Origin of the sequence: Pantoea sp. S18 (genome assembly GCF_045689705.1) — a bacterium.
GTDB classification, from domain to species: domain Bacteria; phylum Pseudomonadota; class Gammaproteobacteria; order Enterobacterales; family Enterobacteriaceae; genus Pantoea; species Pantoea symbiotica.
This window is the reverse complement of sequence record NZ_CP142688.1, coordinates 3,264,120-3,286,922: the sequence shown is the minus strand read 5'-3', so window position 1 is coordinate 3,286,922 and position 22,803 is coordinate 3,264,120. Positions and strand designations below refer to the sequence as shown.

The window sequence follows — 22,803 nt, the reverse complement described above, 5'->3', positions numbered from 1 at the left end:
GCTCGGCGCCGTCCTGCTTGTTTCAACTCAGCAAACGATCCACTTCCTCGCACTGTACCGCTGTTAGCTCGCCACCATAATTGCGCGAGAAGCTGCGCATTGAATCAAATCGGCGTGCAACGGCCGTTTTTATGGTGGTAACAAAATCATCACCAATGGTGTAAATCGCCATCAGTTTACCGATACGTTGTTGAATCTCACCGAGCTGCGCTAGATCGCCCGCCCGCCAGGCCTGCATCTCACGAGCAAATAGCTCCGGCACAATATTGTTTAAGCCGGAAATCACACCTGAACCGCCAGCCAGCAGATTGGGCAGTAGATATTCGTCATAACCGGAAAGCACGGTGAAATCGCTGCGCACTTTCTTCGTTTCTTCAATCATCGCGCGGTTGTGCGACAAACAATCCATGGTGTCTTTGATGCCAACAAAATTGGGTAACTCTGCCGCCAGTTCTGCGACCAGTGCAGGCGTTAAATCGCAGCCGGTACGCGCGGGGAAATTATAGGCAAACCATTTGCCGCCCAACTGTGTATCAAGCGCTTTGAAATAGCTCAGCAGCTGTTTATGTGTCTGCCCGTAATAGTAGGGAGGCAGCACCATCACAGCATCAAATCCGTTCTGCCAGGCTGCATCCGCCAGCTGCAGCATATCCGCAATACAGGTGCTGGAGACGTTTGCCACCATGCTCAGTGGTGAGAGTTGGCGCGCCTCGCGGATCAGTAACAGGCGCTCCTGCTGCGAGAGCGAGGCAAACTCGCCAATGCTGCCCATCAACAGCAAGGTATCAATGCCTGATTGATTCAGGCGTGAAAAATGGCGGCCAAGCGCATCAATATCCAGATTATTGTTGCTGTCGAAGGGCGTTACTGACGGACACCATACGCCGGGCAATGCGGGTTGTGCTGACATAATAAGCTCCTTAGTTAGAAAATGAAACATCGTTTTAACTTAATGCTATCTGCGCAGGCTAACCAGTTAGCGAGGATAAAAAGGTGAGATATCGCACTTTTCTCTTTCTATTAAGGTGAGAAAAGCAGGTAGTGTTTAGCCCCTTAGCCAAGACAGGAGCATTGCCATGCAAGACTGGAATCCACAGCTGTATCGCCAATTCGAATCAGAGCGAACCCGCCCGGCGCGCGAGCTATTGGAGCGCATTCCGCTCGATGATGTGCGCTTTGCCACTGATCTTGGTTGCGGACCCGGCAACAGTACCGAGCTACTGGCGCAAGCCTGGCCGAAGGCGCAGATAACCGGAATTGACAGCTCTGCCGCAATGTTAGAGCAGGCGCGTGAACGTCTGCCCACCTGCCATTTTCAGCAGGCTGATATTCGCCGCTGGCAGGCCGAACAGCCGCAGCAGGTTATCTATGCCAATGCCTCGCTGCAGTGGTTGACCGAGCATCACACATTGCTGCTGCATCTGGTTGATCAATTGGCCATCGGTGGCGCGTTAGCGATTCAGATGCCCGATAATCTTGAAGAACCGTCGCACCGCTTGATGCGTGAAGTGGCGGCGAATGAAAAGTGGCAGGCGTTGATTTCACCTCAGGCGGCGGATCGCAAACGTCTGCTGACTACCGATCATTATTACGACTTGTTGACCGATGCGGGTTGCAAGGTTGATATCTGGCGCACCACTTATTATCACCCGATGGCAGATGCGCAGGGCATCATTACCTGGTTGCGTGCCACCGGGCTGCGTCCTTTCCTTGCGGGGCTTGATGAAACCCAGCAGGCAGCATTTCTCCATGATTATCACCAGGCACTTATTCCGGCTTACCCCGCACGCAGTAACGGCCAGGTTTTGTTAGCCTTCCCGCGTCTCTTTATGGTTGCAGTGAAAACAGGCTGAGGTATCTGGAAGCCACTACGCAGAAATGATGGCTGAAGGTTGAAAAGGGCTTTTCAGCGCACCATTTACTGCTAACGTGAAGCGCCACAACGGGAGAAGGCGATGAACGATGAACAGTTACAGCAGCTAAGTCGCCGCATTGGCGAGCAGCTGAAGAAACGTCAGGCAACGGTGACCGCAGCGGAATCCTGCACCGGTGGCTGGATTGCGAAAGTCTTTACCGACATCAGCGGCAGCTCCGCCTGGTTTGAGCGCGGTTTCGTCACTTACAGCAATGAAGCTAAACAGCAGATGGTGGGCGTACAGGACACAACGCTACAGCAGCATGGCGCCGTAAGTGAACAGACGGTGCGTGAGATGGCGACCGGTGCGGCTAAAGCTGCGGCGGCGGAATACGCCATCGCGGTAAGCGGTATTGCCGGTCCAGATGGTGGCACGCCCGATAAACCGGTGGGCACCGTGTGGTTTGCGATTGCGGGACCAGAGGGGCGCGTACTAGCGCAGCGCCAGATCTTTGCTGGCGACCGTGATGCGGTGCGCCGTCAATCAGTGGTCTGGGCGCTGCAAACGCTGCTTGATGAATTTCTGATAAATTAAACTTGATACTGTATGACCATACAGTATAATTAGCGGCAACAGAACGAGCGACATACTTGATGTCGACTCACCCAGCATGATTAGGAGTGGAAATGGCGATCGACGAGAACAAACAGAAGGCTTTAGCTGCCGCACTGGGCCAGATTGAGAAGCAATTTGGTAAAGGCTCCATCATGCGCTTGGGTGAAGACCGCTCAATGGATGTCGAAACCATCTCTACCGGCTCACTGTCACTGGATATCGCGCTGGGAGCGGGTGGCTTGCCGATGGGACGTATCGTTGAGATTTACGGACCGGAGTCTTCGGGTAAAACCACGCTGACGCTGCAGGTTATTGCTTCTGCACAGCGCAAAGGCAAAACCTGTGCCTTTATCGATGCCGAGCATGCACTGGATCCGGTATACGCGAAAAAACTGGGCGTTGATATCGATAACCTGCTGTGTTCACAGCCGGATACCGGTGAGCAAGCGCTGGAGATTTGTGATGCGCTGGCGCGTTCAGGCGCGGTTGACGTCATCATCGTCGACTCCGTGGCGGCGCTGACGCCGAAAGCGGAAATCGAAGGAGAGATCGGCGATTCACACATGGGTCTGGCCGCTCGTATGATGAGCCAGGCAATGCGTAAGCTGGCTGGTAACCTGAAGCAGTCCAACACGCTGCTGATCTTCATCAACCAGATTCGTATGAAGATTGGTGTGATGTTCGGTAACCCGGAAACCACAACCGGCGGTAACGCGCTGAAATTCTACGCTTCTGTTCGTCTGGATATCCGCCGTATCGGTGCGATTAAAGAGGGCGACGAAGTGGTCGGTAGCGAAACCCGCGTGAAAGTGGTGAAGAACAAAATTGCGGCACCGTTTAAGCAGGCTGAATTCCAAATCATGTACGGTGAAGGTATCAACACCTTTGGCGAGCTGGTGGATCTTGGCGTGAAGCATAAGCTGGTTGAGAAAGCCGGTGCGTGGTACAGCTACAACGGTGAGAAGATTGGTCAGGGTAAAGCTAACTCCACCAACTTCCTCAAAGAGAACCCGGCGATTGCGAATGAGATCGACAAGAAGCTGCGTGACTTGCTGCTAAGTGGTGAAGTCGCCGCCGCAGACACCGCGAAAATCTCCGCTGATGATCGCGAAGAGGCCAGCGAAACTAACGAAGATTTCTAAAATATTAACGGGAGCAGAGATGCTCCCGTTTTGCTTTTCCCCGCCAGTGCTTTTCCTCTCTGCCTTCTTGCTTTACCCTGCGTCCCTGCACGACTGTTAGAACAAGGTAAATCCTATGTCATCGTCACCATCTGCGGCACCTGTGCCAACATATTCCCGTTTGCTGGACCGTGCTATGCGTATCCTCTCGCAGCGCGATCACAGCCGCGCAGAGCTGAAGCGTAAGTTGCAGCTCTCTTCCCAACGCGCGGCCTACCTGCAGCAGCAGGAAAACACGCCGATTCCCGACGAGTTACTGGAAAAAGTGCTCGACTGGTGTCAGGAGAGCGGTTGGCTCAACGATGAACGCTTTACCGAACGCTTTATTCAAAGCCGTGCGCGTAAGGGATATGGTCCGCAGCGCGTGCGTATGGAGTTGCAGCAAAAAGGCATTGGCCGCGATGAAATCAATCAGGCGCTGTTCGATACCGAAGTGGACTGGAGCCAGTGCGCAGCCGACCTTGCCAAACGCAAATTTGGCGAACCCTTACCGCAAACCTGGGCCGAGAAAAGCAAGGTTCAGCGTTTTTTGATGTCGAAAGGCTTTATGATGGAAGATATTCAGGCTGTTTTCAGAAATAGTGACGACTGAAAGGCGATGTGATTTTACTTCCCACTGAAGAAAATTTATCTTATTCCCACTTTTTGTTCCTCAGTCAGCGGCAGGCCGGATGGATAGGGTTTGCCAGCGAAAGGGAACGTTCGTTAGCGTGATTCCAGGAATTTTATGAGCAAGAGCACTGCTGAGATCCGTCAAGCGTTTCTCGACTTTTTTCATAGCAAGGGACATCAGGTTGTAGCCAGCAGCTCCCTCGTACCGAACAACGACCCGACTTTGCTGTTTACCAATGCCGGGATGGTCCAGTTTAAAGACGTTTTCCTCGGTCAGGATAAGCGCGACTATGCGCGTGCAACGACGTCTCAGCGTTGTGTGCGTGCCGGCGGCAAGCATAACGACCTCGAAAACGTGGGCTACACGGCACGTCACCACACCTTCTTTGAAATGTTGGGCAACTTCAGCTTTGGTGATTACTTCAAGAAAGAAGCGATCGCTTATGCATGGGAACTGCTGACGGGTGAGCAGTGGTTTAAGCTGCCTAAAGAGCGCCTGTGGGTGACCGTCTATGAAACAGACGATGAAGCCTTCGAAATCTGGGCTAACGATATTGGTGTGCCGCGCGAGCGCATTATCCGTATCGGTGACAACAAAGGCAGCGCTTATGCTTCAGATAACTTCTGGCAGATGGGCGACACCGGTCCTTGCGGCCCATGCACCGAAATTTTCTTCGATCACGGCGATCATATCTGGGGTGGCCCGCCGGGCAGCCCGGAAGAAGATGGCGATCGTTACATCGAGATCTGGAACATCGTCTTCATGCAGTTCAACCGTCAGGCCGACGGAACCATGGAGCCGCTGCCGAAACCGTCAGTGGATACCGGCATGGGTCTGGAGCGAATTGCTGCCGTGCTGCAGCATGTTAACTCCAACTATGAAATCGATCTGTTTGCCAAATTGATCAAGTCTGTTGCACAGGTAACTGGCGCAACCGATCTGGATAACAAGTCGCTGCGCGTTATCGCTGACCATATTCGTTCTTGTGCCTTCCTGATCGCCGATGGCGTAATCCCATCGAACGAAAACCGCGGCTATGTGTTGCGTCGTATCATTCGTCGCGCGGTGCGTCACGGCAATATGCTGGGCGCGAAAGAGGCATTCTTCTACAAGCTGGTTGCGCCACTGATCGAGGTGATGGGTGCCGCAGGTGAAGACCTGAAGCGTCAGCAGAAGCATGTTGAAAACGCGTTGAAGAACGAAGAAGAGCAGTTTGCTAAAACGCTGGAGCGTGGACTTGCGCTGCTGGATGAAGAACTGGCGAAGCTGCAGGGCGATACGCTTGATGGCGAAACGGTGTTCCGTCTGTACGATACCTTTGGTTTCCCGGCGGATTTGACTGCTGATGTATGCCGCGAGCGCAATCTGAAGATTGATGAAGCCGGTTTTGAAGCCGCGATGGAGCAGCAACGTCAGCGTGCGCGTGAGGCCAGTGGTTTTGGTGCCGACTATAACAATGTCATTCGCATTGATGCCGCAACCGACTTCAAAGGCTATGACCATCTGGAACTGAATGCGACAGTCGAAGCACTGTTCGTCGACGGTCAGCAAGTTGAGCAGATCAGTGCAGGTCAGGACGCGGTGGTCGTGCTTGACGAAACGCCGTTCTACGGCGAGTCAGGTGGACAGGTTGGCGATACTGGCGTGTTGGCTGGGCAGAATGCTGAATTTAGCGTTCAGGACACTCAGAAGTATGGTAAAGCGATTGGTCATATCGGTAAGCTGAGCAGCGGCCAGTTACGCGTTGGCGACCGTTTGCATGCCCAGGTTGATGAAACTCGCCGCGCGCGCATCCGCTTGAATCACTCCGCCACGCACTTGCTGCATGCCGCACTGCGTCAAGTGTTGGGTGATCACGTAGGACAGAAAGGCTCGCTGGTTAACGATAAGTATCTGCGTTTCGACTTCTCTCATTTTGAAGCCATGAAGCCGCAGGAAATCCGTCAGGTTGAGGATATTGTTAACGCACAGATTCGCCGCAACCTTGCCGTTGAGACCGAAATCATGGATCTCGATGATGCAAAACAGAAGGGCGCAATGGCGCTGTTTGGTGAGAAGTACGATCAGCGCGTACGTGTGCTGACCATGGGCGATTTCTCTACTGAGCTGTGTGGTGGTATCCACGCACTGCGTACCGGTGATATTGGCCTGTTCCGCATTCAGTCTGAATCGGGTACTGCTGCAGGTGTACGTCGCATTGAAGCCGTAACCGGCGAAGGTGCGTTGGCACAAGTGAATGCGCAGAGCCAACAGCTGCAGGATGTGGCGCAATTGGTGAAGGCCAATAGCAGTAATTTGAATGAGAAGGTGCGCGGCCTGGTTGATCACGTCCGTGCGCTGGAAAAAGAGTTGCAACAACTGCGCGATCAGCAAGCTGCGCAGGAAAGCGCTTCACTGAGCAGTAAGGCTGTTGACGTTAAAGGCACGAAGTTGCTGGTCAGTGAACTGAGCAACGTTGAGCCGAAAATGTTGCGTACCATGGTCGACGACCTGAAAAACCAGTTAACGTCTGCCATCATCGTGCTGGCAACGGTTGATGATGGAAAAGTTTCACTGATTGCTGGTGTGACCAAAGATCTCACTGACCGCGTAAAAGCTGGCGAGCTGATTGGCGAACTTGCCTCTCAGGTTGGCGGTAAAGGCGGTGGTCGCCCAGATATGGCTCAGGCCGGCGGTACAAATCCGCAGGCGCTGGCTGGCGCGCTAGCTGGCGTGCAGGAATGGGTCAGTAACCGACTGTAACGTATAAAACTTCGCATTGTGATAAGCGCCAGAAGCCCGTTTTCTGGCGCTTTTTTAACGCGGTGCACACCAGGTAATGACAAAGTCCGGTTGATGTAGTGTATTTCGGCTAAACTAACTATCAGCAGAATGTATTGGCATGGCGAAGCACAATGGTGTATTTGTCATAGGCATTGTTCAGCGTTATATGATGGATACGGCCGGGAGACCGAACAAGCCCGACTCTTTTAATCTTTCAAGGAGCAAAGAATGCTTATTCTAACTCGTCGAGTTGGTGAAACCCTCATGATTGGCGATGAGGTGACTGTAACGGTGCTGGGTGTTAAAGGTAACCAGGTCCGCATTGGTGTTAACGCGCCTAAAGAAGTTTCGGTTCATCGCGAAGAGATCTATCAGCGTATTCAAGCCGAAAAAACTCAAGCCTCGAGTTACTAACGGATTCAGCGCCTCGCTCCTGAGCGAGGCGCTACCGGTTTTTCCCCTCCAGTCCCGCACATCTCCCGTTTTTCTTTCTCAATCCCTCCAGTCTTTTAATCCTCATTTGTGTTCTCCAGTAGCCTTTCTTTGTTGATAAATCACTCTTTTTGTCGTTAAAGCATCCGAATTGAGCGTCATTTGTGCAATCAAACAAAAGGCTGGAAATAAATGTTTGACTTATAAGTCCGGGAAAGTAATATGTGCGCCACGCAGTGCCGATGAGCAGAAACAAGTTCAGAAGCACGGTTCGGAAGAACGCGTAAGGTGAGGTGGCCGAGAGGCTGAAGGCGCTCCCCTGCTAAGGGAGTATGCGGTCAAAAGCTGCATCCGGGGTTCGAATCCCCGCCTCACCGCCATTTCCGATGCATCCATAGCTCAGCTGGATAGAGTACTCGGCTACGAACCGAGCGGTCGGAGGTTCGAATCCTCCTGGATGCACCATTCGGAATGGTGAAGTAAGAGTGAACGAGCAGTTCCTTTCATGGTGAGTTGTTAGCACCCTGCGTTGTACAAGAATTAACTCGATGCATCCATAGCTCAGCTGGATAGAGTACTCGGCTACGAACCGAGCGGTCGGAGGTTCGAATCCTCCTGGATGCACCATTCTTCGTATCATCCTCAGGTTGTTTCAGTTAGTCCATCGTAAGAAAACCTCAATGCATCCATAGCTCAGCTGGATAGAGTACTCGGCTACGAACCGAGCGGTCGGAGGTTCGAATCCTCCTGGATGCACCATTCATCTTCAAACTTCTCAAAATTGACTTCAGCAGTAACTCGATGCATCCATAGCTCAGCTGGATAGAGTACTCGGCTACGAACCGAGCGGTCGGAGGTTCGAATCCTCCTGGATGCACCATCTCTTCTTCATTACCTTTCTGTTTTCGACTCTCAGTTTCTGAATTCTGCGCCAATCAAATCCACTTGCAAAAAAATTGCTGAATTAACCGGCGTTTAACCCCGGCATTGCACTCTGACCTTTTTCCGAAAACGAAAAAAACTAATGCTTTCAAAGCATTTGCGGTTAAGCGCGCCTGGCGACAACCTGAGCGCATTACGCTAAAGTAATGGCTCATTTTGTGGTGCTCGATGGAGTGACAATGTACGACCAATATGACGCCCTGATTTTCGATATGGACGGCACAATTCTGGATACTGAGCCGACACATCGAAAAGCCTGGCAACAGGTGCTTGGCCGCTATGGTTTCACCATGGATGAAGAAAAAATGGTGGGCTTCAACGGCGCTCCAACCTGGCAACTGGCGCAGTTCATTCTTGAGCAGAACAACGCAACGCACGATCCGCATCTGCTGGCGGCGGAAAAAACCGCTGCGCTGAAAGCGATGTTGCTGGATGACGTGCGTCCGCTGCCGTTGATGGACGTGGTCAAAGCCTATCATGGTCGCCGTCCGATGGCGGTGGGCACCGGCAGTGAACACAGCCTGGCAAAAGCCCTGCTCGAAGAGCTAGGCGTTTACCACCTGTTTGATGCGGTTGTCGGAGCGGATGACGTACAGCGTCATAAACCGCAGCCGGATACCTTTTTACGCTGCGCTGAATTGATGGGCATCGCGCCCGAGCGCTGTGTGGTGTTTGAGGATGCTGACTTCGGCGTACAAGCCGCCAAAGCAGCAGGCATGGACGTGGTTGATGTCCGTTTACTGTGAATGAATTTCTGACCTATGGAACGTTATTCGGCAGCAGCTTCCTGAGCGCGACTCTGTTACCGGGAAGCTCGGAAGCGGTGCTGGTTGCACTGCTGATCGCCCAAAAGGGTTCGGTTTATGGATTGTTATTGGCTGCATCAGTGGGAAACACGCTGGGCGGCTTGACCAACATTCTTCTTGGTCGCCTGATGCCACCAAAAGGGCAAGGGCGATGGCACGACACAGCAATGACGTGGTTACACCGATTGGGACCTGCAGCACTGATTTTCAGCTGGCTGCCGGTAGTGGGCGACTTACTCTGCGTGCTAGCAGGATGGTTGCGCTTTGCCTGGCTGCCTTCGGTGTTGTTCCTCGCCATCGGTAAAACGCTGCGTTATATCGTTATCGCGACTGCCACATTACAAACAATGCAATGGTGGCATTGATTCGCACAGATTCGAGGCTACGGTTAACATTATGCTGAACAAAAATAAATTATTCACACAGCGGGAGGTTAATGTGATCCCGGACGTATCTAAGGCACTTTCCTGGCTGGAAGCGCATCCTGACGCGTTAAAGGGTATCGGCCGTGGTATTGAGCGCGAATCTTTACGCGTAAAACCCGATGGTCACCTGGCAACCACAGGACATCCTGAGTCACTCGGTTCGGCGCTCAAGCATGATTGGATTACCACCGATTTTGCTGAAACGCTGATGGAGTTCATCACGCCGGTCGATCAGAGCATCGATCGTTCACTGGCGTTTCTGCGCGATATTCACCGCCATGTGGCACGTGAGTTGGGCGATGAGCGCTTGTGGCCTTTCAGCATGCCTGGCTTCATTGATGATGTTAATAGCATCGAGCTGGCGCAGTATGGCAGCTCCAACATCGGCAAAATGAAAACGCTGTATCGTCAGGGGCTGAAGAATCGCTATAGCGCGCTGATGCAGATTATCTCTGGCGTGCACTACAACTTCTCGCTGCCGCTGTCGTTCTGGCAGGAGTGGGCGGATGTGAAAGATGCCGAAAGTGGCAAAGAGACCATCTCTGCCGGCTATCTTCGTTTGATTCGCAACTACTATCGTTTTGGCTGGGTCATTCCTTATCTGTTCGGTGCATCGCCAGCGATCTGCTCCTCATTCCTGCAAGGACGTGAGAGCAATCTGCCGTTTGAAACTGACGGCAAAGGCACGCTGTGGCTGCCTCACGCCACCTCGCTGCGTCTGAGCGATCTCGGTTACACCAATAAATCGCAGAGCGGGTTGGGTATCACCTTTAACTCGCTGGAAGGCTACGTTGCGGCACTGAAAGCGGCGATCAAAACGCCGTCGGAAGAGTATGCCGCCATGGGCACCAAAGATGCCGATGGCAACTGGTTGCAGCTGAACACCAACGTGCTGCAGATTGAAAACGAGCTGTATGCACCGATTCGTCCAAAACGCGTTACGCGTTCAGGTGAAGCGCCATCTGATGCGCTGCTGCGCGGCGGTATTGAATACATTGAAGTGCGTTCGCTGGACATCAACCCATTCTCCGCGATTGGCGTGGATGCCGATCAGGCGCGTTTCCTCGATCTGTTCCTGATTTGGTGTACGCTGGCTGACGCGCCTGAAATGAGCGCGGATGAGCTGCTGTGTACGCGTAAAAACTGGAACCGCGTGGTGATGGAAGGGCGTAAACCCGGCCAGGTCATTGCTGTGGGTTGTAGCGAAACCGAACATACGCTGGTTGAAGTGGGTAAAGCGCTGTTTGCCGATCTGCGTCGCGTGGCGGAAGTGCTCGACAGCAATCACGGCAACACGCAATATCAACAGGTTTGCGATCAACTGGTGGCATCTTTCGACGATCCTGAGCTAACCTATTCGGCGCGCATTCTGCATGCGATCAAAGAAAACGGTTTGACCGGCGCTGGCGTAGCATTGGCAGAGCAATATCGTCATCTGCTGTGTGAAGAGTCGTTAGAGATTCTGACTGAAGAGGACTTTAGTCGTCAGGCGTTGGAGTCGGTGCAGGCACAAGAGAAGCTGGAACAGAGCGATACGCTGGATTTCGAAAGTTACCTCGCGGGTCGCGAAGGCTAGAAAAGAAAATGGCCACATCAATGTGGCCAAAATAAACATCTCTGTTGTCAGGGATGATGATAACAAATGCGCGTCTTTCATATATTCAGACGCTGGACGAAAAGAAAAGTTTCATCGTTTTAAAAAAAATCTCAAAACAGGAGGTGACGTATGCCACTACTGGATAGTTTTACTGTTGATCACACCATCATGGGCGCACCTGCAGTACGCGTAGCAAAAACCATGAAAACTCCGCATGGCGATACCATCACCGTTTTCGACCTGCGTTTTTGCCGTCCGAATATTGAAATTCTGACTGAGCGTGGCATTCATACGCTGGAGCACCTGTTTGCTGGCTTCATGCGTAATCACCTGAATGGTGACGGCGTTGAAATCGTCGACATCTCTCCGATGGGTTGCCGTACTGGCTTCTACATGAGTTTGATTGGTACGCCTGACGAGCAGCGTGTAGCGAAAGCCTGGAAAGGCGCGATGGAAGATGTTCTGAAAGTTAAAGAGCAGGGCCAGATTCCAGAGCTGAACGAATATCAGTGCGGCAGCTACAAACTGCACTCACTGGATGAAGCGCAGCAGATCGCGCGCAATGTGCTGGCTCACGACATTGGCGTGAACCGCAACGAAGATTTGAAGCTGCCAGCTGAAAAGCTGAAAGAGCTGCACATCTAGTTGAGACACAATGAAAAACGCCGCGATTATCGCGGCGTTTTTGTTTGCAGGCTTCAGGAGCCGATGGAGGATTTCAGTGCGTGGTGCGGCGTGATGCGCACCTGCTTCACCATGTTGTCCTGCACATCGAGGATATCGATATCGTAGGCAGCAAGGGTAACGCGGGTATCAACCAGCGGAATCTCTTCCAGTGCTTCCAGCAGCATGCCGTTAATGGTGCGCGCATCCTCTTCCGGCAGCGTCCAGTTGAAGGCTTTGTTGATTTCACGCACATTGGCGCTGCCTTCAATCAATACCGAACCATCATTTTGCGGCATCACTTCTTCGGCCAGCGATGGCGACATTGAGGTGGTGAAATCGCCGACGATCTCTTCCAGAATATCTTCGATTGTCACTAAGCCTTTAACATCGCCATATTCATCAACCACCATGCCGACTTTCTTTTTATTACGCTGAAATTTAACCAGCTGCACGTTAAGCGGGGTGCCTTCCGGTACATAGTAAATTTCATCAGCAGCACGCAGCAGGCGATCTTTGTTGAACTCTTTCTTCTCGGTCATCATGCGCCAGGCTTCCCGCACGCGCAGCATACCAACGCAATCGTCCAGCGAATCGCGGAACAGGACGATGCGTCCATGCGGCGAATGACTTAGCTGGCGCTCAATGGATTTCCAGTCATCATTGACGTTGATGCCGACGATCTCATTGCGCGGCACCATGATGTCATCCACGCTGACTTTCTCCAGATCGAGTACTGACAGCAGCATGTCCTGATTACGACGCGACATCAGCGAACGTGACTCATGCACGATGGTGCGCAACTCTTCTTTGCTTAACGCCGAGTTGATGGAACCGTCGGTTTTAATGCCCACCATGCGCATCAAAATGCGGGTGATGGTATTCAGCAGCCACACCAGTGGCAACATCACATACTGCAGCGGAGCCAGTAACACGCTACTGGGATAGGCGACTTTTTCTGGATAGAGCGCCGCGACCGTCTTCGGCAGCACTTCAGCAAATACCAGCACCACAAAAGTCAGAATACCGGTAGCAATCGCCACGCCGGCATCGCCATACAGGCGCATACCAACAATGGTGCCAAGAGCGGAGGCGAGGATATTAACGAGGTTGTTGCCGATTAAAACCAGGCTGATCAGGCGATCGGGACGACGCAGAAGTTTTTCCACCCGACGCGCGCCGCGATTACCGCTTTTGGCTTTATGGCGCAGTTTGTAACGATTGAGCGTCATCATGCCGGTCTCTGAACCGGAGAAATACGCAGAGACCAGCACCATGATGACCAGCGTAATGATCAGCGTGGTGGTTGAAACGTGTTCCAACACAAAATCCTTAGTGAGAGGTGAGCAGGTGCTGAAGAACGCGGCTGCCGAAATAGGCCATGGTTAGCAGCAATGCGCCGCCACAGTTAAACCACACGACGCGGCGTCCGCGCCAGCCTTCACGATAGTGTCCCCAAAGCAGAACGATGTAGACAAACCAGGCAATGATGGAGAGTACCGCTTTATCCACATTCTCAGCGCTAAACAGGTTATGCATGAAGAGCAAACCGGTGCACAGCACCAGCGTCAACAACACGACACCAATCTGCGTGATGTGGAACATTTTGCGCTCAATGCTGAGCAGCGGCGGCATATCCTGAGTGAAAGCCAGTTTCTTATTTTTCAACTGGTAATCGATCCACGCCAGCTGCAACGCATACAGTGCTGCAATGATCAGCGTGGCATAGGCAAACAGCGACAGGCCGATGTGCACCATCATGCCCGGTGTGGTTTCCAGATGCGTAATAAATGCATTCGGCACAAAGGTGGCAAAGGCCAGATTTATCAACGCAAAGCTGTAAACAATGGGTAGCAGCAGCCAACCACGATTACGCGAGGCGACAATCGTCATGATGGCGCAGATCAGCAGGCTAACCAGCGAGCCGATATTGAGCAGGCTGAGGTTTTGCCCGTTATCAACAGCAAAAATGCGCTGCTGCAGGGCAACGGCGTGCGCAATCAGCGCCACGCAGGCAGAAAGCACAGCAAAACGACGCCAGCCACCGTTGCGTTTAAGCAGGCTGGGAATGATCAATGCAAGGCTGAGGGAGTAGGCGAACAGCGCCATGATCGCGAAAACGAACATAGATCCTTTCAGGTATCGGTCAGATAAGGAAAAAAGCAGTATAGCGCCAGCAGCAGCAGGCTCCAAACGATCTGACGGTCAATTGCAGAGATCGCTTCGTCTTCGTGTTATAATCCGCCGCATTGTGTCGCCTATGGCGGCCTCGCTACGGTTCTAAGTGAGAGAGCATGTTTGATAATTTAACCGATCGTTTGTCGCAAACCCTGCGCAATATCAGCGGCCGCGGAAGGCTGACTGAAGACAACATCAAAGACACGCTGCGTGAAGTTCGCATGGCGCTGCTGGAAGCTGACGTTGCGCTGCCGGTGGTGCGTGAATTTATTAATCGCGTCAAAGAGGCCGCCGTTGGCCACGATGTGAACAAAAGCCTGACGCCAGGCCAGGAGTTCATCAAAATCGTGCGCAACGAACTGGTTGCGGCGATGGGCGCTGAAAATAATGCGCTCAATTTGAATGCTCAGCCGCCAGCCGTAGTGCTGATGGCAGGTTTGCAAGGTGCCGGTAAAACTACCAGCGTGGCAAAACTGGGTAAATTCTTGCGCGAGAAGCACAAGAAGAAAGTGTTGGTGGTTTCTGCTGACGTTTATCGCCCTGCGGCGATCAAACAGCTGGAAACCCTGGCCGAACAGGTCGGTGTGGATTTCTGTCCGTCCGATCTGAGCCAAAAGCCGGTCGACATTGTTCAGAACGCGTTGAAACAAGCCAAAGTGCAATTCTACGATGTGCTGCTGGTGGATACCGCCGGTCGTTTACACGTCGATGAAGCGATGATGGACGAAATCAAACAGGTACACGCCGCGATCAATCCGGTGGAAACGCTGTTTGTGGTCGATGCCATGACCGGTCAGGATGCAGCCAACACGGCGAAAGCCTTCAACGAAGCGCTGCCGCTGACCGGTGTGATCCTGACGAAAGTCGATGGTGATGCGCGCGGTGGTGCGGCGCTGTCGATTCGTCACATTACCGGCAAGCCAATCAAATTTATGGGGATGGGCGAGAAGACCGAAGCGCTGGAAGCTTTCTATCCAGAGCGTATCGCGTCGCGCATTCTTGGCATGGGCGATGTTCTGTCGCTGATCGAAGATATCGAGAGCAAAGTTGACCGCGATCAGGCGGAGAAACTGGCGAAGAAACTGAAAACCGGCGACGGTTTTGATCTCAATGACTTCCTTGAGCAGTTGAAGCAGATGCGCAACATGGGCGGCATGGCGAGCCTGATGGGTAAACTGCCGGGCATGGGACAACTGCCTGACAACGTGAAATCGCAGATGGATGACAAAGTGCTGGTTCGCATGGAAGCCATCATCAATTCGATGACGCGTAAAGAGCGTGAAAAGCCAGAAATTATCAAGGGGTCGCGCAAACGCCGTATTGCGCTGGGCTCAGGCATGCAGGTGCAAGACGTCAACCGACTGCTGAAACAGTTCGATGATATGCAGCGCATGATGAAGAAAATGAAGAAAGGCGGCATGGCCAAAATGATGCGTGGCATGAAAGGTATGATGCCGCCTGGATTCCCTGGTCGCTAAGGCGGCCGCACAGAAAGCCGGTTATTTGACACACTCAGGTTGCTTTTTGCGCCAAAATGAGTAAAATTTTCGGGCTTTTTATATCGCGCTCGGGCCCCGTTCCTCGATGGGGCCCGAGCGCTTTATTAACTAATGAGGATGTTATGGTAACAATTCGTTTGGCACGTCACGGCGCTAAAAAGCGTCCGTTCTATCAGGTCGTCGTAACTGACAGCCGCAATGCTCGTAACGGTCGTTTCATCGAGCGCGTAGGTTTCTTCAACCCGATCGCTTCTGGTCAGGCTGAAGGTCTGCGTCTGGATCTGGACCGTATTGAGCACTGGGTTGGCCAGGGCGCAACGCTTTCTGATCGCGTTAATGCGCTGATCAAAGAAGCAAAGAAAGCAGCTTAATCTGTCACGGTGGTGAGCATGAGCATTAAACCTGCCGGGCAGCCTCCCGTTAACCCGATTGTATTGGGAAAAATGGGCGCGGCTTACGGAATTCGGGGTTGGCTCAAAGTGTTTTCCTCCACTGAAGACGCTGAAAGCATCTTCGACTACCAACCTTGGTTCATCCAGCGCGCCGGTAAATGGCAGCAGGTCGAACTCGAGGGCTGGAAGCACCACAATCAGGACCTGATCATCAAAGTCAAAGGCATTGACGATCGGGACGCTGCGGCACAGTTGACCAATTGCGAAATTACGGTCGACTCCACGCAGCTGCCAGCGCTGGAAGCAGGCGATTACTACTGGAAAGACCTTATGGGTATGAAAGTAGTGAACCTCGAAGGCTACGAGATGGGCAAAGTCATTGATTTGATGGAAACCGGATCGAACGACGTTCTCGTCGTTAAGGCAAACCTGAAGGATGCATTCGGTGCGCAAGAGCGGTTAATACCGTTTCTTGATGAACAGGTTATCAAGAAAGTCGATCTCTCTACTGGCCTTATTGAAGTAGATTGGGATCCTGGTTTTTGATCTCCGGACAATCCGGTAACGTAACGGCGAACGCGATGTGGATTGGTGTTATTAGCCTGTTTCCAGAGATGTTTCGCGCTATTACCGAGTACGGGGTAACTGGCCGGGCAGTAAAAAATGGCCTGCTCGACATTCAAAGCTGGAGTCCTCGTGACTTCACGCATGACCGGCACCGTACCGTGGACGATCGTCCTTACGGCGGCGGACCGGGAATGTTGATGATGGTGCAACCCTTACGGGACGCCATCTCCGCAGCGAAAGCGGCGGCGGGAGAAGGCGCTAAGGTGATTTATCTTTCACCTCAGGGACGCAAATTGGACCAACAGGGCGTTTGCGAACTGGCGACTAATCAGAAGTTGATTCTGGTATGCGGTCGCTATGAAGGGATAGATGAGCGCGTGATTCACACTGAGATTGATGAAGAATGGTCAATCGGTGATTACGTTCTCAGTGGCGGTGAGCTGCCAGCCATGACGTTGATTGACTCGGTCGCCCGGTTTATTCCCGGCGTACTGGGTAAACAGGCGTCAGCCGATGAGGATTCGTTCTCGGATGGTTTGCTGGATTGCCCGCACTACACCCGACCTGAAGTGTTAGAAGGGATGGAAGTTCCGCCAGTTTTACTGTCGGGCAACCATGCCGATATTCGCCGCTGGCGCCTGAAACAGTCGTTAGGCCGTACCTGGCTAAGAAGACCTGAACTTCTGGAAAACCTGGCTCTGACTGAAGAGCAAGCACGGTTGCTAAATGAGTTCCAGCGTGAACATCAGCAGCAACAAAACGATGAGGCGGGAGAGTAATCTTCCCTCACTATCAGTTTACCCAGGATAAGAGATTTAATTATGAGCAACATTATCAAGCAACTTGAACAAGAGCAGATGAAGCAGGACGTACCTTCATTCCGTCCGGGTGATTCCGTGGAAGTGAAAGTATGGGTCGTAGAAGGTTCTAAGAAGCGTCTGCAGGCATTCGAGGGCGTGGTTATCGCTATTCGTAACCGCGGTCTGCATTCTGCATTCACTGTTCGTAAGATTTCTAACGGCGAAGGTGTTGAGCGTGTCTTCCAGACTCACTCTCCAGTAATTGACAGCATTGCTGTTAAACGTCGTGGTGCTGTGCGTAAAGCCAAACTGTATTACCTGCGTGAGCGTACCGGTAAGTCAGCTCGTATCAAAGAGCGTCTTGGCGCGTAAGCGACTTCTCAAAGTTAATAGCAAACAAGGGGTTGGCCATTTGGCTAGCCCCTTTTTTTATGGGCGCTGTAAATGATAAATCGCGGCGTTCACCGCTCCGCTCTCCAGAATGATCAGCCCAAAGCAATAATCAACCAATGTGAACCCGCTGCGTAAGGCAACCGCTCGACTGGCGTAATTCTCTTCTGCTGCCAGAATCTCTAGCTGATTGATATGTGGATACTGGAAGCCAAATTCGACCAACTGCGCCACCGCACGCGTCGCAACGCCTTGCCGCTGAGCATCGCTGCGCACCCAATATCCTAATGCACTGCTTTCGCCTGGATTCTTTGCGAAACGAATACCGGCGCTTCCCAGCAACCGATTGTTGCCATCCACAATAGCGAACTCTTCCGCTTCGCGTTTACTGCGTTGAATGCGCGTAAAATCGATCCAGCTGGCAGCTTCATCAGGATGATAATCGTCGTGGGCCCAAGCCATCCAGGGTTTTAACGTACCTAGCGATTCGTTGACGGCCTGGGCAAAAGCGTCGATATCCTGCAACGTGAAATGACGCAGTGTGACAAGCGAAATGGACATCGCACGATCTCTGAAAAAATAATGAATAACAGAATGTTAGCTCGGCTACTGGCAAAAATCACTAACGGGATTTATTGTGGTGTAATTATTTGTTTACAAAGCGGCGTTTTGATGTGTTCACTTAAGTTTTTGATATTGATGGTTTATGTGCTTTTTTAAGTAGTTTTTTATTTTGCTGGTAATAAAAGTGTACATGTGTGGATTGCAAGATGTACATGATGTGATAAAGTAAGCGCCATCCTCAGTGAGGATCCCAAACCGCATAAACCAGTAAAAAGGATCGCAATCATGCAGAAAGACGCGCTGAACAATGTGCATATCGCCGACGAACAAATTTTGATTACCCCGCAAGAGCTGAAAGCCAAATTCCCGCTCACTGCGGCGCAGGAAGCGCAAATTGCGTCTTCTCGCCAGACCATTGCCGACATTATTGCGGGCCGCGATCCGCGCCTGTTGGTGGTTTGTGGTCCTTGTTCGATTCACGATACCGAAGCCGCACTTGCCTATGCCCGTCAGTTGCAATCTCTCTCTGCACAGTTGAAGGATCAGCTGTACATCGTTATGCGCGTTTATTTTGAAAAACCTCGAACCACCGTCGGCTGGAAAGGGTTAATCAACGATCCTTACATGAACAACTCGTTTGATATGGAAGCCGGCCTGCATATCGCACGTCAGCTGTTGGTTAATCTCGTCGAGATGGGATTACCGCTGGCGACCGAAGCGCTGGACCCCAATAGCCCACAATACCTTGGCGATCTGTTTAGCTGGTCAGCGATCGGTGCGCGTACCACTGAATCACAAACCCACCGTGAAATGGCTTCAGGCCTTTCCATGCCGGTTGGTTTTAAAAATGGTACGGATGGCAGCCTTGGTACCGCGATTAACGCCATGCGCGCCGCTGCGATGCCGCACCGTTTTGTAGGTATCAATCAGGCTGGTCAGGTTTGCTTGCTGCAAACCCAGGGCAACCCAGATGGGCATGTGATTCTGCGCGGTGGTAAAGCACCAAACTACGGTCCAGAAGATGTCGCTCAGTGTGAAAAAGAGATGCTGAAAGCGGGACTGCGTCCGGCCTTAATGATAGATTGCAGCCATGGTAATTCTAACAAAGACTATCGCCGCCAGCCTGGCGTAGCCGAATCGGCTATCGCGCAGATTAAAGATGGAAACCGTTCCATCATTGGCCTGATGTTGGAAAGCAACATTCATGAAGGCAATCAGTCTTCTGAACAGCCACGTAGCGAAATGAAATACGGTGTATCCGTCACTGATGCTTGCATCGACTGGGAAACCACTGAAACGTTGCTGCGTGAAATCCATCAGGATCTGCAGGGAGTGCTGTCGGCGCGTCTGTCACACGAGGTGTAATGAGTCATGGTGGCTGAACTGACCGCGCTACGCGATCAAATCGATGAAGTAGATAAAGCACTACTTGGGTTACTGGCAAAACGACTGGAGCTGGTAGCCGAAGTAGGGGAAGTTAAAAGCCGCTACGGTTTGCCGATCTATGTTCCCGAGCGTGAGGCCAGCATGTTGGCTTCTCGCCGTCAGGAAGCTGAAGCGCTCGGTGTATCGCCGGATTTGATTGAAGATGTATTGCGTCGCTTGATGCGTGAATCTTATGCGCATGAAAATGACAAAGGCTTTAAAACACTGTGTCCTACGCTGCGTCCGGTGGTAATAGTGGGTGGCCGCGGCCAGATGGGGCGTCTGTTTGAAAAGATGCTGACACTTTCTGGCTATCAGGTCCGCATTCTGGATAAAGGCGATTGGGAACGTTCGGACGAGCTGCTGAAAGATGCGGGCATGGTGATCATCAGTGTGCCAATCCATCTCACAGAGCAAATTATCGGTGAGCTGCCGAAATTGCCAGAAGACTGCATTTTAGTCGATCTAGCCTCGGTGAAGAATCGCCCGCTGCAAGCGATGCTAGCCGCGCACACTGGACCGGTTCTGGGCTTGCATCCGATGTTTGGTCCGGACAGCGGCAGCCTGGCGAAGCAGGTTGTGGTGTGGTGCGATGGCCGTCAGCCGGAAGCTTATCAGTGGTTCCTTGAGCAGATTCAGGTTTGGGGTGCGCGCCTGCATCGTATCAGTGCCGTTGAGCACGACCAGAATATGGCGTTTATTCAGGCACTGCGTCACTTTGCAACTTTCGCTTATGGTCTGCACCTGGCGGAAGAGAACGTTAATCTGGATCAGCTGTTGGCGTTGTCTTCGCCAATCTACCGCCTTGAGCTGGCGATGGTTGGACGTCTGTTTGCGCAGGATCCACAGCTTTACGCGGACATTATTATGTCTTCAGAGAGTAATCTGGCGCTGATCAAACGTTATTACCAACGATTTGGTGATGCGATCAAACTGCTCGAGCAGGGCGATAAGCAAGCCTTCATCGATAGCTTCGAGCGGGTTGAACACTGGTTTGGTGATTACGCGAAACGCTTCCTGGTCGAAAGCAGAAGCATGCTGCGATCGGCGAACGACAGCCGGCAGTAAAAACAAAAGGCATCCGTTAGGATGCCTTTTTGCTTAGAGGCGCGGCTCAACCGGCACTACATTCTCGCCTGGATAACAGCCGAGAACTTTTAATGAACGGGTCAAGCCGCTTAACTCCGTTAACGCCAACTGCATATTCTCTGATTGCAGATTGCCTTGCACATCAATATAAAACATCTCTTCCCATGGATTGCCGTTAATTGGACGGTTTTCCAGTTTGCTCATGATCAGGCCGTGGTTGCGCAATACCATCAGCGCTTCAACCAATGCGCCCGCTTGTTGGCCAGTCGCCATAATCAGCGTTGTTTTCGCCGGAACCTGGCCGGAAACCTCAATCGCTTTACGTGCCAGCACGATGAAGCGCGTATGGTTCTGCTGTTGATTGGCCAGGTTGCGTTCCAGTACCTGCAATCCATACAGCTCACCGCCCGCTTCACTACCCAATGCGGCAACCTTCGGGGAATTCATCGCGGCCACTTTCTCCATCGCTGCAGCGGTGCTTTCGGTGTATTCGATTTTCCATTGCGGGAAGCGATTGATGAATTGGCTGCACTGCTGGAATGGCTGTGGATGGCTGTACACCGTTTCGATCTGCTGTAGATCGGTGCTGCTGTTGACCAGCACACAGTGCTCAATTGGAATGGTCAGTTCACCCACAATCGATAGCGTAGTTTGCTGAAGCAGGTCGTAAACGTCGTTAATCGAGCCAGAGCTGGTATTTTCAATCGGCATTACCGCGTAATCCGCCTGACCACTCTCGACCTGATGAATAATGTCATGGAATTTCAGGCAGCCGATCTCCACCATCGAATCAAAATGTCGGGTGGCATATTTACGCGCCGCTAGATGTGAGTAAGAACCTTTCGGGCCAAGGAATGCAATGCGCGGCGCGTGAGCGTGTGGATGGTTGAGATTCTTTTGCAACAAGGCTTGCTGGGTAAGAACAGAATCTTCAATTACCAGCTGGAACAGGCGGGTAATATAATGCGCATCAAGCTGATGCTTTTTACCCAGAGAAATCAGGTTTTCCAGCAGTGCGCGTTCACGTTCTACGTCTCGGATAGGGCGATGCGTTGCCAGTTTAGCTTGGGCAACTTCAACAGCCAGTGTGCGACGCTCCGACAAAAGCGCTAACAGTTTTTCATCAACGGCGCTGATTTTATCGCGTAAGGCCAGCAGCGGATTTTCGGGATTCATAGGGCTCACCTGTAAAATGTCCAATAAAAAAGCCTCCCATTTGGGAGGCTTTGTTGTTCGTCTTCGCATTCATTTTCACATGACGAATCGCCTCCCAATCAGGGGAAGGTAAAAAAGAATGCGAAGAAGAACGGCAGATGTTTCATGGTTGTTTCCATAAATGAAGTGGCTTGAGAGTAACCGCAGTGATTTAAAGCTGTCAATAAAAAACGCGCCCGAAGGCGCGTTACTAAAGATGTTTGTTTATTCCGTAGGAAGAAAATCTTTCACACTACTATTGGCGCGACGTGCTTCGGGTTTATGTTGCGCTTTATTAAGTTGTCGCTCCAGCTTGGCAATCAAGTCATTGATGGCCGTGTACATATCATCATGTTTCGCACTGGCAACCAGCGTTCCGTTAGGGGTATTAATGGTGGCATCAGCCACAAACTCCTTCGGCTCTTTCGATAACACAATGTGAGGGTTTATCAGATGTGTTTGCCATTTTTCCAGCTTGGCGAGACGCTCTTCAACGTGGTTACGGATGGCCTCGGTGATTTCCATTTGTTTGCTGGTAATGTTCAGAATCATAGTTAAACCTCTCTGTCATTTCCGTCTGGGTAGGACCAGCATACCGCGGATATTAAGAAAATGTGTGATCTAAATCACATTGAAATGTCACTTTTTGTCAATGCCGCTTAATTGTGAGAAAGGCCGGGAAAGTAGCCGGAAATGCTTGAAGACGAGTGAGGAAGGGCGCATCATTGAATGGATAACCGCAGCGATAAATCTCTAAAATTGTTGAGTTATCTACTAAATGACATAAAAAAAGCAGCCTCATGGGCTGCTTT

At 51.9% G+C, this 22,803-nt stretch carries 24 protein-coding genes, 5 tRNA genes and 1 other annotated feature; of the genes, 22 read left to right on the top strand and 7 right to left on the bottom strand.

Going from position 1 to position 22,803, the window contains the following annotated elements:
* Positions 1–22: 22 nt before the first annotated feature.
* Complete coding sequence (locus tag VIJ98_RS15210; protein WP_154155459.1) at positions 23–910, bottom strand: dihydrodipicolinate synthase family protein; 888 nt, start codon at positions 908–910, stop codon at positions 23–25.
* Positions 911–1,076: 166 nt separating this feature from the next.
* Between VIJ98_RS15210 and tam the strand changes: the two genes are divergently transcribed.
* The 15 genes from tam (at position 1,077) to luxS (ending at position 11,875) form a co-directional block, all read left to right on the top strand.
* Complete coding sequence (gene tam, locus VIJ98_RS15205; protein ID WP_154155461.1) at positions 1,077–1,853, top strand: trans-aconitate 2-methyltransferase; 777 nt, start codon at positions 1,077–1,079, stop codon at positions 1,851–1,853.
* A 102-nt stretch (positions 1,854–1,955) separates the two neighbouring features.
* Positions 1,956–2,450: a nicotinamide-nucleotide amidase gene (gene pncC, locus VIJ98_RS15200; RefSeq protein WP_154155463.1), complete on the top strand. Its 495-nt coding sequence runs from the start codon at positions 1,956–1,958 to the stop codon at positions 2,448–2,450.
* 92 nt (positions 2,451–2,542) lie between these two features.
* Positions 2,543–3,613 carry a recombinase RecA gene (gene recA / locus VIJ98_RS15195; protein WP_008104515.1) on the top strand — a complete coding sequence of 357 codons (1,071 nt, stop codon included), beginning with the start codon at positions 2,543–2,545 and terminating at the stop codon, positions 3,611–3,613.
* Between the two features lie 175 nt (positions 3,614–3,788).
* Positions 3,789–4,244, top strand: coding sequence for a regulatory protein RecX (locus VIJ98_RS15190; RefSeq protein ID WP_154155465.1), 456 nt, complete (start codon positions 3,789–3,791; stop codon positions 4,242–4,244).
* Positions 4,245–4,379: 135 nt separating this feature from the next.
* On the top strand, positions 4,380–7,007 hold the full coding sequence (alaS, locus tag VIJ98_RS15185) for an alanine--tRNA ligase (protein ID WP_154155467.1): 2,628 nt from the start codon (positions 4,380–4,382) through the stop codon (positions 7,005–7,007).
* A gap of 249 nt (positions 7,008–7,256) precedes the next feature.
* The gene (csrA, locus tag VIJ98_RS15180; RefSeq protein ID WP_008104508.1) at positions 7,257–7,442 is read left to right on the top strand and encodes a carbon storage regulator CsrA; all 186 of its coding nucleotides are present in this window, start codon (positions 7,257–7,259) and stop codon (positions 7,440–7,442) included.
* Between the two features lie 305 nt (positions 7,443–7,747).
* Positions 7,748–7,840 (top strand) — tRNA-Ser (locus tag VIJ98_RS15175).
* 8 nt (positions 7,841–7,848) lie between these two features.
* Positions 7,849–7,925: transfer RNA gene (locus VIJ98_RS15170), tRNA-Arg, on the top strand.
* 85 nt (positions 7,926–8,010) lie between these two features.
* Positions 8,011–8,087 (top strand) — tRNA-Arg (locus VIJ98_RS15165).
* A gap of 55 nt (positions 8,088–8,142) precedes the next feature.
* Positions 8,143–8,219, top strand: a tRNA-Arg gene (locus tag VIJ98_RS15160).
* A 44-nt stretch (positions 8,220–8,263) separates the two neighbouring features.
* Positions 8,264–8,340, top strand: a tRNA-Arg gene (locus tag VIJ98_RS15155).
* 241 nt (positions 8,341–8,581) lie between these two features.
* On the top strand, positions 8,582–9,148 hold the full coding sequence (gene yqaB / locus VIJ98_RS15150; RefSeq protein WP_008108985.1) for a fructose-1-phosphate/6-phosphogluconate phosphatase: 567 nt from the start codon (positions 8,582–8,584) through the stop codon (positions 9,146–9,148).
* The gene (locus tag VIJ98_RS15145; protein ID WP_323274747.1) at positions 9,145–9,573 is read left to right on the top strand and encodes a YqaA family protein; all 429 of its coding nucleotides are present in this window, start codon (positions 9,145–9,147) and stop codon (positions 9,571–9,573) included. Before yqaB ends, VIJ98_RS15145 begins: the two co-directional genes overlap by 4 nt.
* A 31-nt stretch (positions 9,574–9,604) precedes the next feature.
* A complete protein-coding gene (gshA, locus tag VIJ98_RS15140; RefSeq protein WP_008108989.1) occupies positions 9,605–11,209 on the top strand; it encodes a glutamate--cysteine ligase in 1,605 nt (534 codons plus the stop codon).
* 150 nt (positions 11,210–11,359) lie between these two features.
* Entirely contained in the window at positions 11,360–11,875 is a 516-nt protein-coding gene (gene luxS, locus VIJ98_RS15135) for an S-ribosylhomocysteine lyase (RefSeq protein WP_007893307.1), read from the top strand.
* A gap of 53 nt (positions 11,876–11,928) precedes the next feature.
* Here luxS and VIJ98_RS15130 read toward each other — a convergent pair whose 3' ends face one another.
* Together VIJ98_RS15130 and VIJ98_RS15125 are read right to left on the bottom strand one after the other, a co-directional pair.
* On the bottom strand, positions 11,929–13,215 hold the full coding sequence (locus VIJ98_RS15130) for an HlyC/CorC family transporter (protein ID WP_154155469.1): 1,287 nt from the start codon (positions 13,213–13,215) through the stop codon (positions 11,929–11,931).
* A 10-nt stretch (positions 13,216–13,225) separates the two neighbouring features.
* Entirely contained in the window at positions 13,226–14,020 is a 795-nt protein-coding gene (locus VIJ98_RS15125; protein WP_323274744.1) for an inner membrane protein YpjD, read from the bottom strand.
* 167 nt (positions 14,021–14,187) lie between these two features.
* On the opposite strand from VIJ98_RS15125, the gene ffh reads away from it, so the two are divergent.
* From ffh to rplS, 5 genes are all read left to right on the top strand, one after another.
* Positions 14,188–15,549 carry a signal recognition particle protein gene (ffh, locus tag VIJ98_RS15120; RefSeq protein WP_008108995.1) on the top strand — a complete coding sequence of 454 codons (1,362 nt, stop codon included), beginning with the start codon at positions 14,188–14,190 and terminating at the stop codon, positions 15,547–15,549.
* A gap of 143 nt (positions 15,550–15,692) precedes the next feature.
* Positions 15,693–15,941, top strand: a complete 249-nt coding sequence (gene rpsP, locus VIJ98_RS15115; RefSeq protein WP_007893313.1) for a 30S ribosomal protein S16 — start codon at positions 15,693–15,695, stop codon at positions 15,939–15,941.
* 18 nt (positions 15,942–15,959) lie between these two features.
* On the top strand, positions 15,960–16,508 hold the full coding sequence (gene rimM, locus VIJ98_RS15110) for a ribosome maturation factor RimM (RefSeq protein ID WP_008108998.1): 549 nt from the start codon (positions 15,960–15,962) through the stop codon (positions 16,506–16,508).
* 35 nt (positions 16,509–16,543) lie between these two features.
* The gene (trmD, locus tag VIJ98_RS15105; RefSeq protein WP_036649673.1) at positions 16,544–17,308 is read left to right on the top strand and encodes a tRNA (guanosine(37)-N1)-methyltransferase TrmD; all 765 of its coding nucleotides are present in this window, start codon (positions 16,544–16,546) and stop codon (positions 17,306–17,308) included.
* A 42-nt stretch (positions 17,309–17,350) separates the two neighbouring features.
* Positions 17,351–17,701, top strand: coding sequence for a 50S ribosomal protein L19 (gene rplS, locus VIJ98_RS15100; RefSeq protein WP_007893316.1), 351 nt, complete (start codon positions 17,351–17,353; stop codon positions 17,699–17,701).
* Positions 17,702–17,758: 57 nt separating this feature from the next.
* Here the strand turns inward: rplS and VIJ98_RS15095 are convergent, their stop codons facing one another.
* Positions 17,759–18,280: a GNAT family N-acetyltransferase gene (locus VIJ98_RS15095; RefSeq protein ID WP_154155471.1), complete on the bottom strand. Its 522-nt coding sequence runs from the start codon at positions 18,278–18,280 to the stop codon at positions 17,759–17,761.
* 288 nt (positions 18,281–18,568) lie between these two features.
* Here VIJ98_RS15095 and VIJ98_RS15090 point away from each other — a divergent pair, with 288 nt between their 5' ends.
* Positions 18,569–19,648 carry a 3-deoxy-7-phosphoheptulonate synthase gene (locus VIJ98_RS15090; RefSeq protein WP_061719955.1) on the top strand — a complete coding sequence of 360 codons (1,080 nt, stop codon included), beginning with the start codon at positions 18,569–18,571 and terminating at the stop codon, positions 19,646–19,648.
* Between the two features lie 6 nt (positions 19,649–19,654).
* Positions 19,655–20,776: a bifunctional chorismate mutase/prephenate dehydrogenase gene (gene tyrA / locus VIJ98_RS15085; RefSeq protein WP_061719956.1), complete on the top strand. Its 1,122-nt coding sequence runs from the start codon at positions 19,655–19,657 to the stop codon at positions 20,774–20,776.
* Positions 20,777–20,809: 33 nt separating this feature from the next.
* On the opposite strand, the gene pheA is transcribed toward tyrA, so the two are convergent.
* The 3 genes from pheA to raiA form a co-directional block, all read right to left on the bottom strand.
* Complete coding sequence (pheA, locus tag VIJ98_RS15080; protein WP_323274723.1) at positions 20,810–21,973, bottom strand: bifunctional chorismate mutase/prephenate dehydratase; 1,164 nt, start codon at positions 21,971–21,973, stop codon at positions 20,810–20,812.
* Between the two features lie 22 nt (positions 21,974–21,995).
* Positions 21,996–22,120: a sequence feature (Phe leader region), on the bottom strand.
* Entirely contained in the window at positions 22,072–22,119 is a 48-nt protein-coding gene (gene pheL / locus VIJ98_RS15075) for a pheA operon leader peptide PheL (RefSeq protein WP_100703679.1), read from the bottom strand. Its footprint overlaps the feature before it by 48 nt.
* Before the next feature lie 96 nt (positions 22,121–22,216).
* Positions 22,217–22,543 carry a ribosome-associated translation inhibitor RaiA gene (gene raiA / locus VIJ98_RS15070; protein WP_008109009.1) on the bottom strand — a complete coding sequence of 109 codons (327 nt, stop codon included), beginning with the start codon at positions 22,541–22,543 and terminating at the stop codon, positions 22,217–22,219.
* Positions 22,544–22,803 lie beyond the last annotated feature (260 nt).

Coding starts and splice junctions, on each gene's coding strand:
- tyrA (WP_061719956.1), top strand. CDS start 19,655: ATGGTGGCTGAACTGACCGCGCTACGCGATCAAATCGATGAAGTAGAT.
- raiA (WP_008109009.1), bottom strand. CDS start 22,543: ATGATTCTGAACATTACCAGCAAACAAATGGAAATCACCGAGGCCATC.
- VIJ98_RS15210 (WP_154155459.1), bottom strand. CDS start 910: ATGTCAGCACAACCCGCATTGCCCGGCGTATGGTGTCCGTCAGTAACG.
- pheA (WP_323274723.1), bottom strand. CDS start 21,973: ATGAATCCCGAAAATCCGCTGCTGGCCTTACGCGATAAAATCAGCGCC.
- trmD (WP_036649673.1), top strand. CDS start 16,544: ATGTGGATTGGTGTTATTAGCCTGTTTCCAGAGATGTTTCGCGCTATT.
- rimM (WP_008108998.1), top strand. CDS start 15,960: ATGAGCATTAAACCTGCCGGGCAGCCTCCCGTTAACCCGATTGTATTG.
- yqaB (WP_008108985.1), top strand. CDS start 8,582: ATGTACGACCAATATGACGCCCTGATTTTCGATATGGACGGCACAATT.
- luxS (WP_007893307.1), top strand. CDS start 11,360: ATGCCACTACTGGATAGTTTTACTGTTGATCACACCATCATGGGCGCA.
- pncC (WP_154155463.1), top strand. CDS start 1,956: ATGAACGATGAACAGTTACAGCAGCTAAGTCGCCGCATTGGCGAGCAG.
- VIJ98_RS15090 (WP_061719955.1), top strand. CDS start 18,569: ATGCAGAAAGACGCGCTGAACAATGTGCATATCGCCGACGAACAAATT.
- VIJ98_RS15190 (WP_154155465.1), top strand. CDS start 3,789: ATGCGTATCCTCTCGCAGCGCGATCACAGCCGCGCAGAGCTGAAGCGT.
- rpsP (WP_007893313.1), top strand. CDS start 15,693: ATGGTAACAATTCGTTTGGCACGTCACGGCGCTAAAAAGCGTCCGTTC.
- tam (WP_154155461.1), top strand. CDS start 1,077: ATGCAAGACTGGAATCCACAGCTGTATCGCCAATTCGAATCAGAGCGA.
- rplS (WP_007893316.1), top strand. CDS start 17,351: ATGAGCAACATTATCAAGCAACTTGAACAAGAGCAGATGAAGCAGGAC.
- recA (WP_008104515.1), top strand. CDS start 2,543: ATGGCGATCGACGAGAACAAACAGAAGGCTTTAGCTGCCGCACTGGGC.
- VIJ98_RS15095 (WP_154155471.1), bottom strand. CDS start 18,280: ATGTCCATTTCGCTTGTCACACTGCGTCATTTCACGTTGCAGGATATC.
- VIJ98_RS15125 (WP_323274744.1), bottom strand. CDS start 14,020: ATGTTCGTTTTCGCGATCATGGCGCTGTTCGCCTACTCCCTCAGCCTT.
- csrA (WP_008104508.1), top strand. CDS start 7,257: ATGCTTATTCTAACTCGTCGAGTTGGTGAAACCCTCATGATTGGCGAT.
- gshA (WP_008108989.1), top strand. CDS start 9,605: ATGCTGAACAAAAATAAATTATTCACACAGCGGGAGGTTAATGTGATC.
- ffh (WP_008108995.1), top strand. CDS start 14,188: ATGTTTGATAATTTAACCGATCGTTTGTCGCAAACCCTGCGCAATATC.
- alaS (WP_154155467.1), top strand. CDS start 4,380: ATGAGCAAGAGCACTGCTGAGATCCGTCAAGCGTTTCTCGACTTTTTT.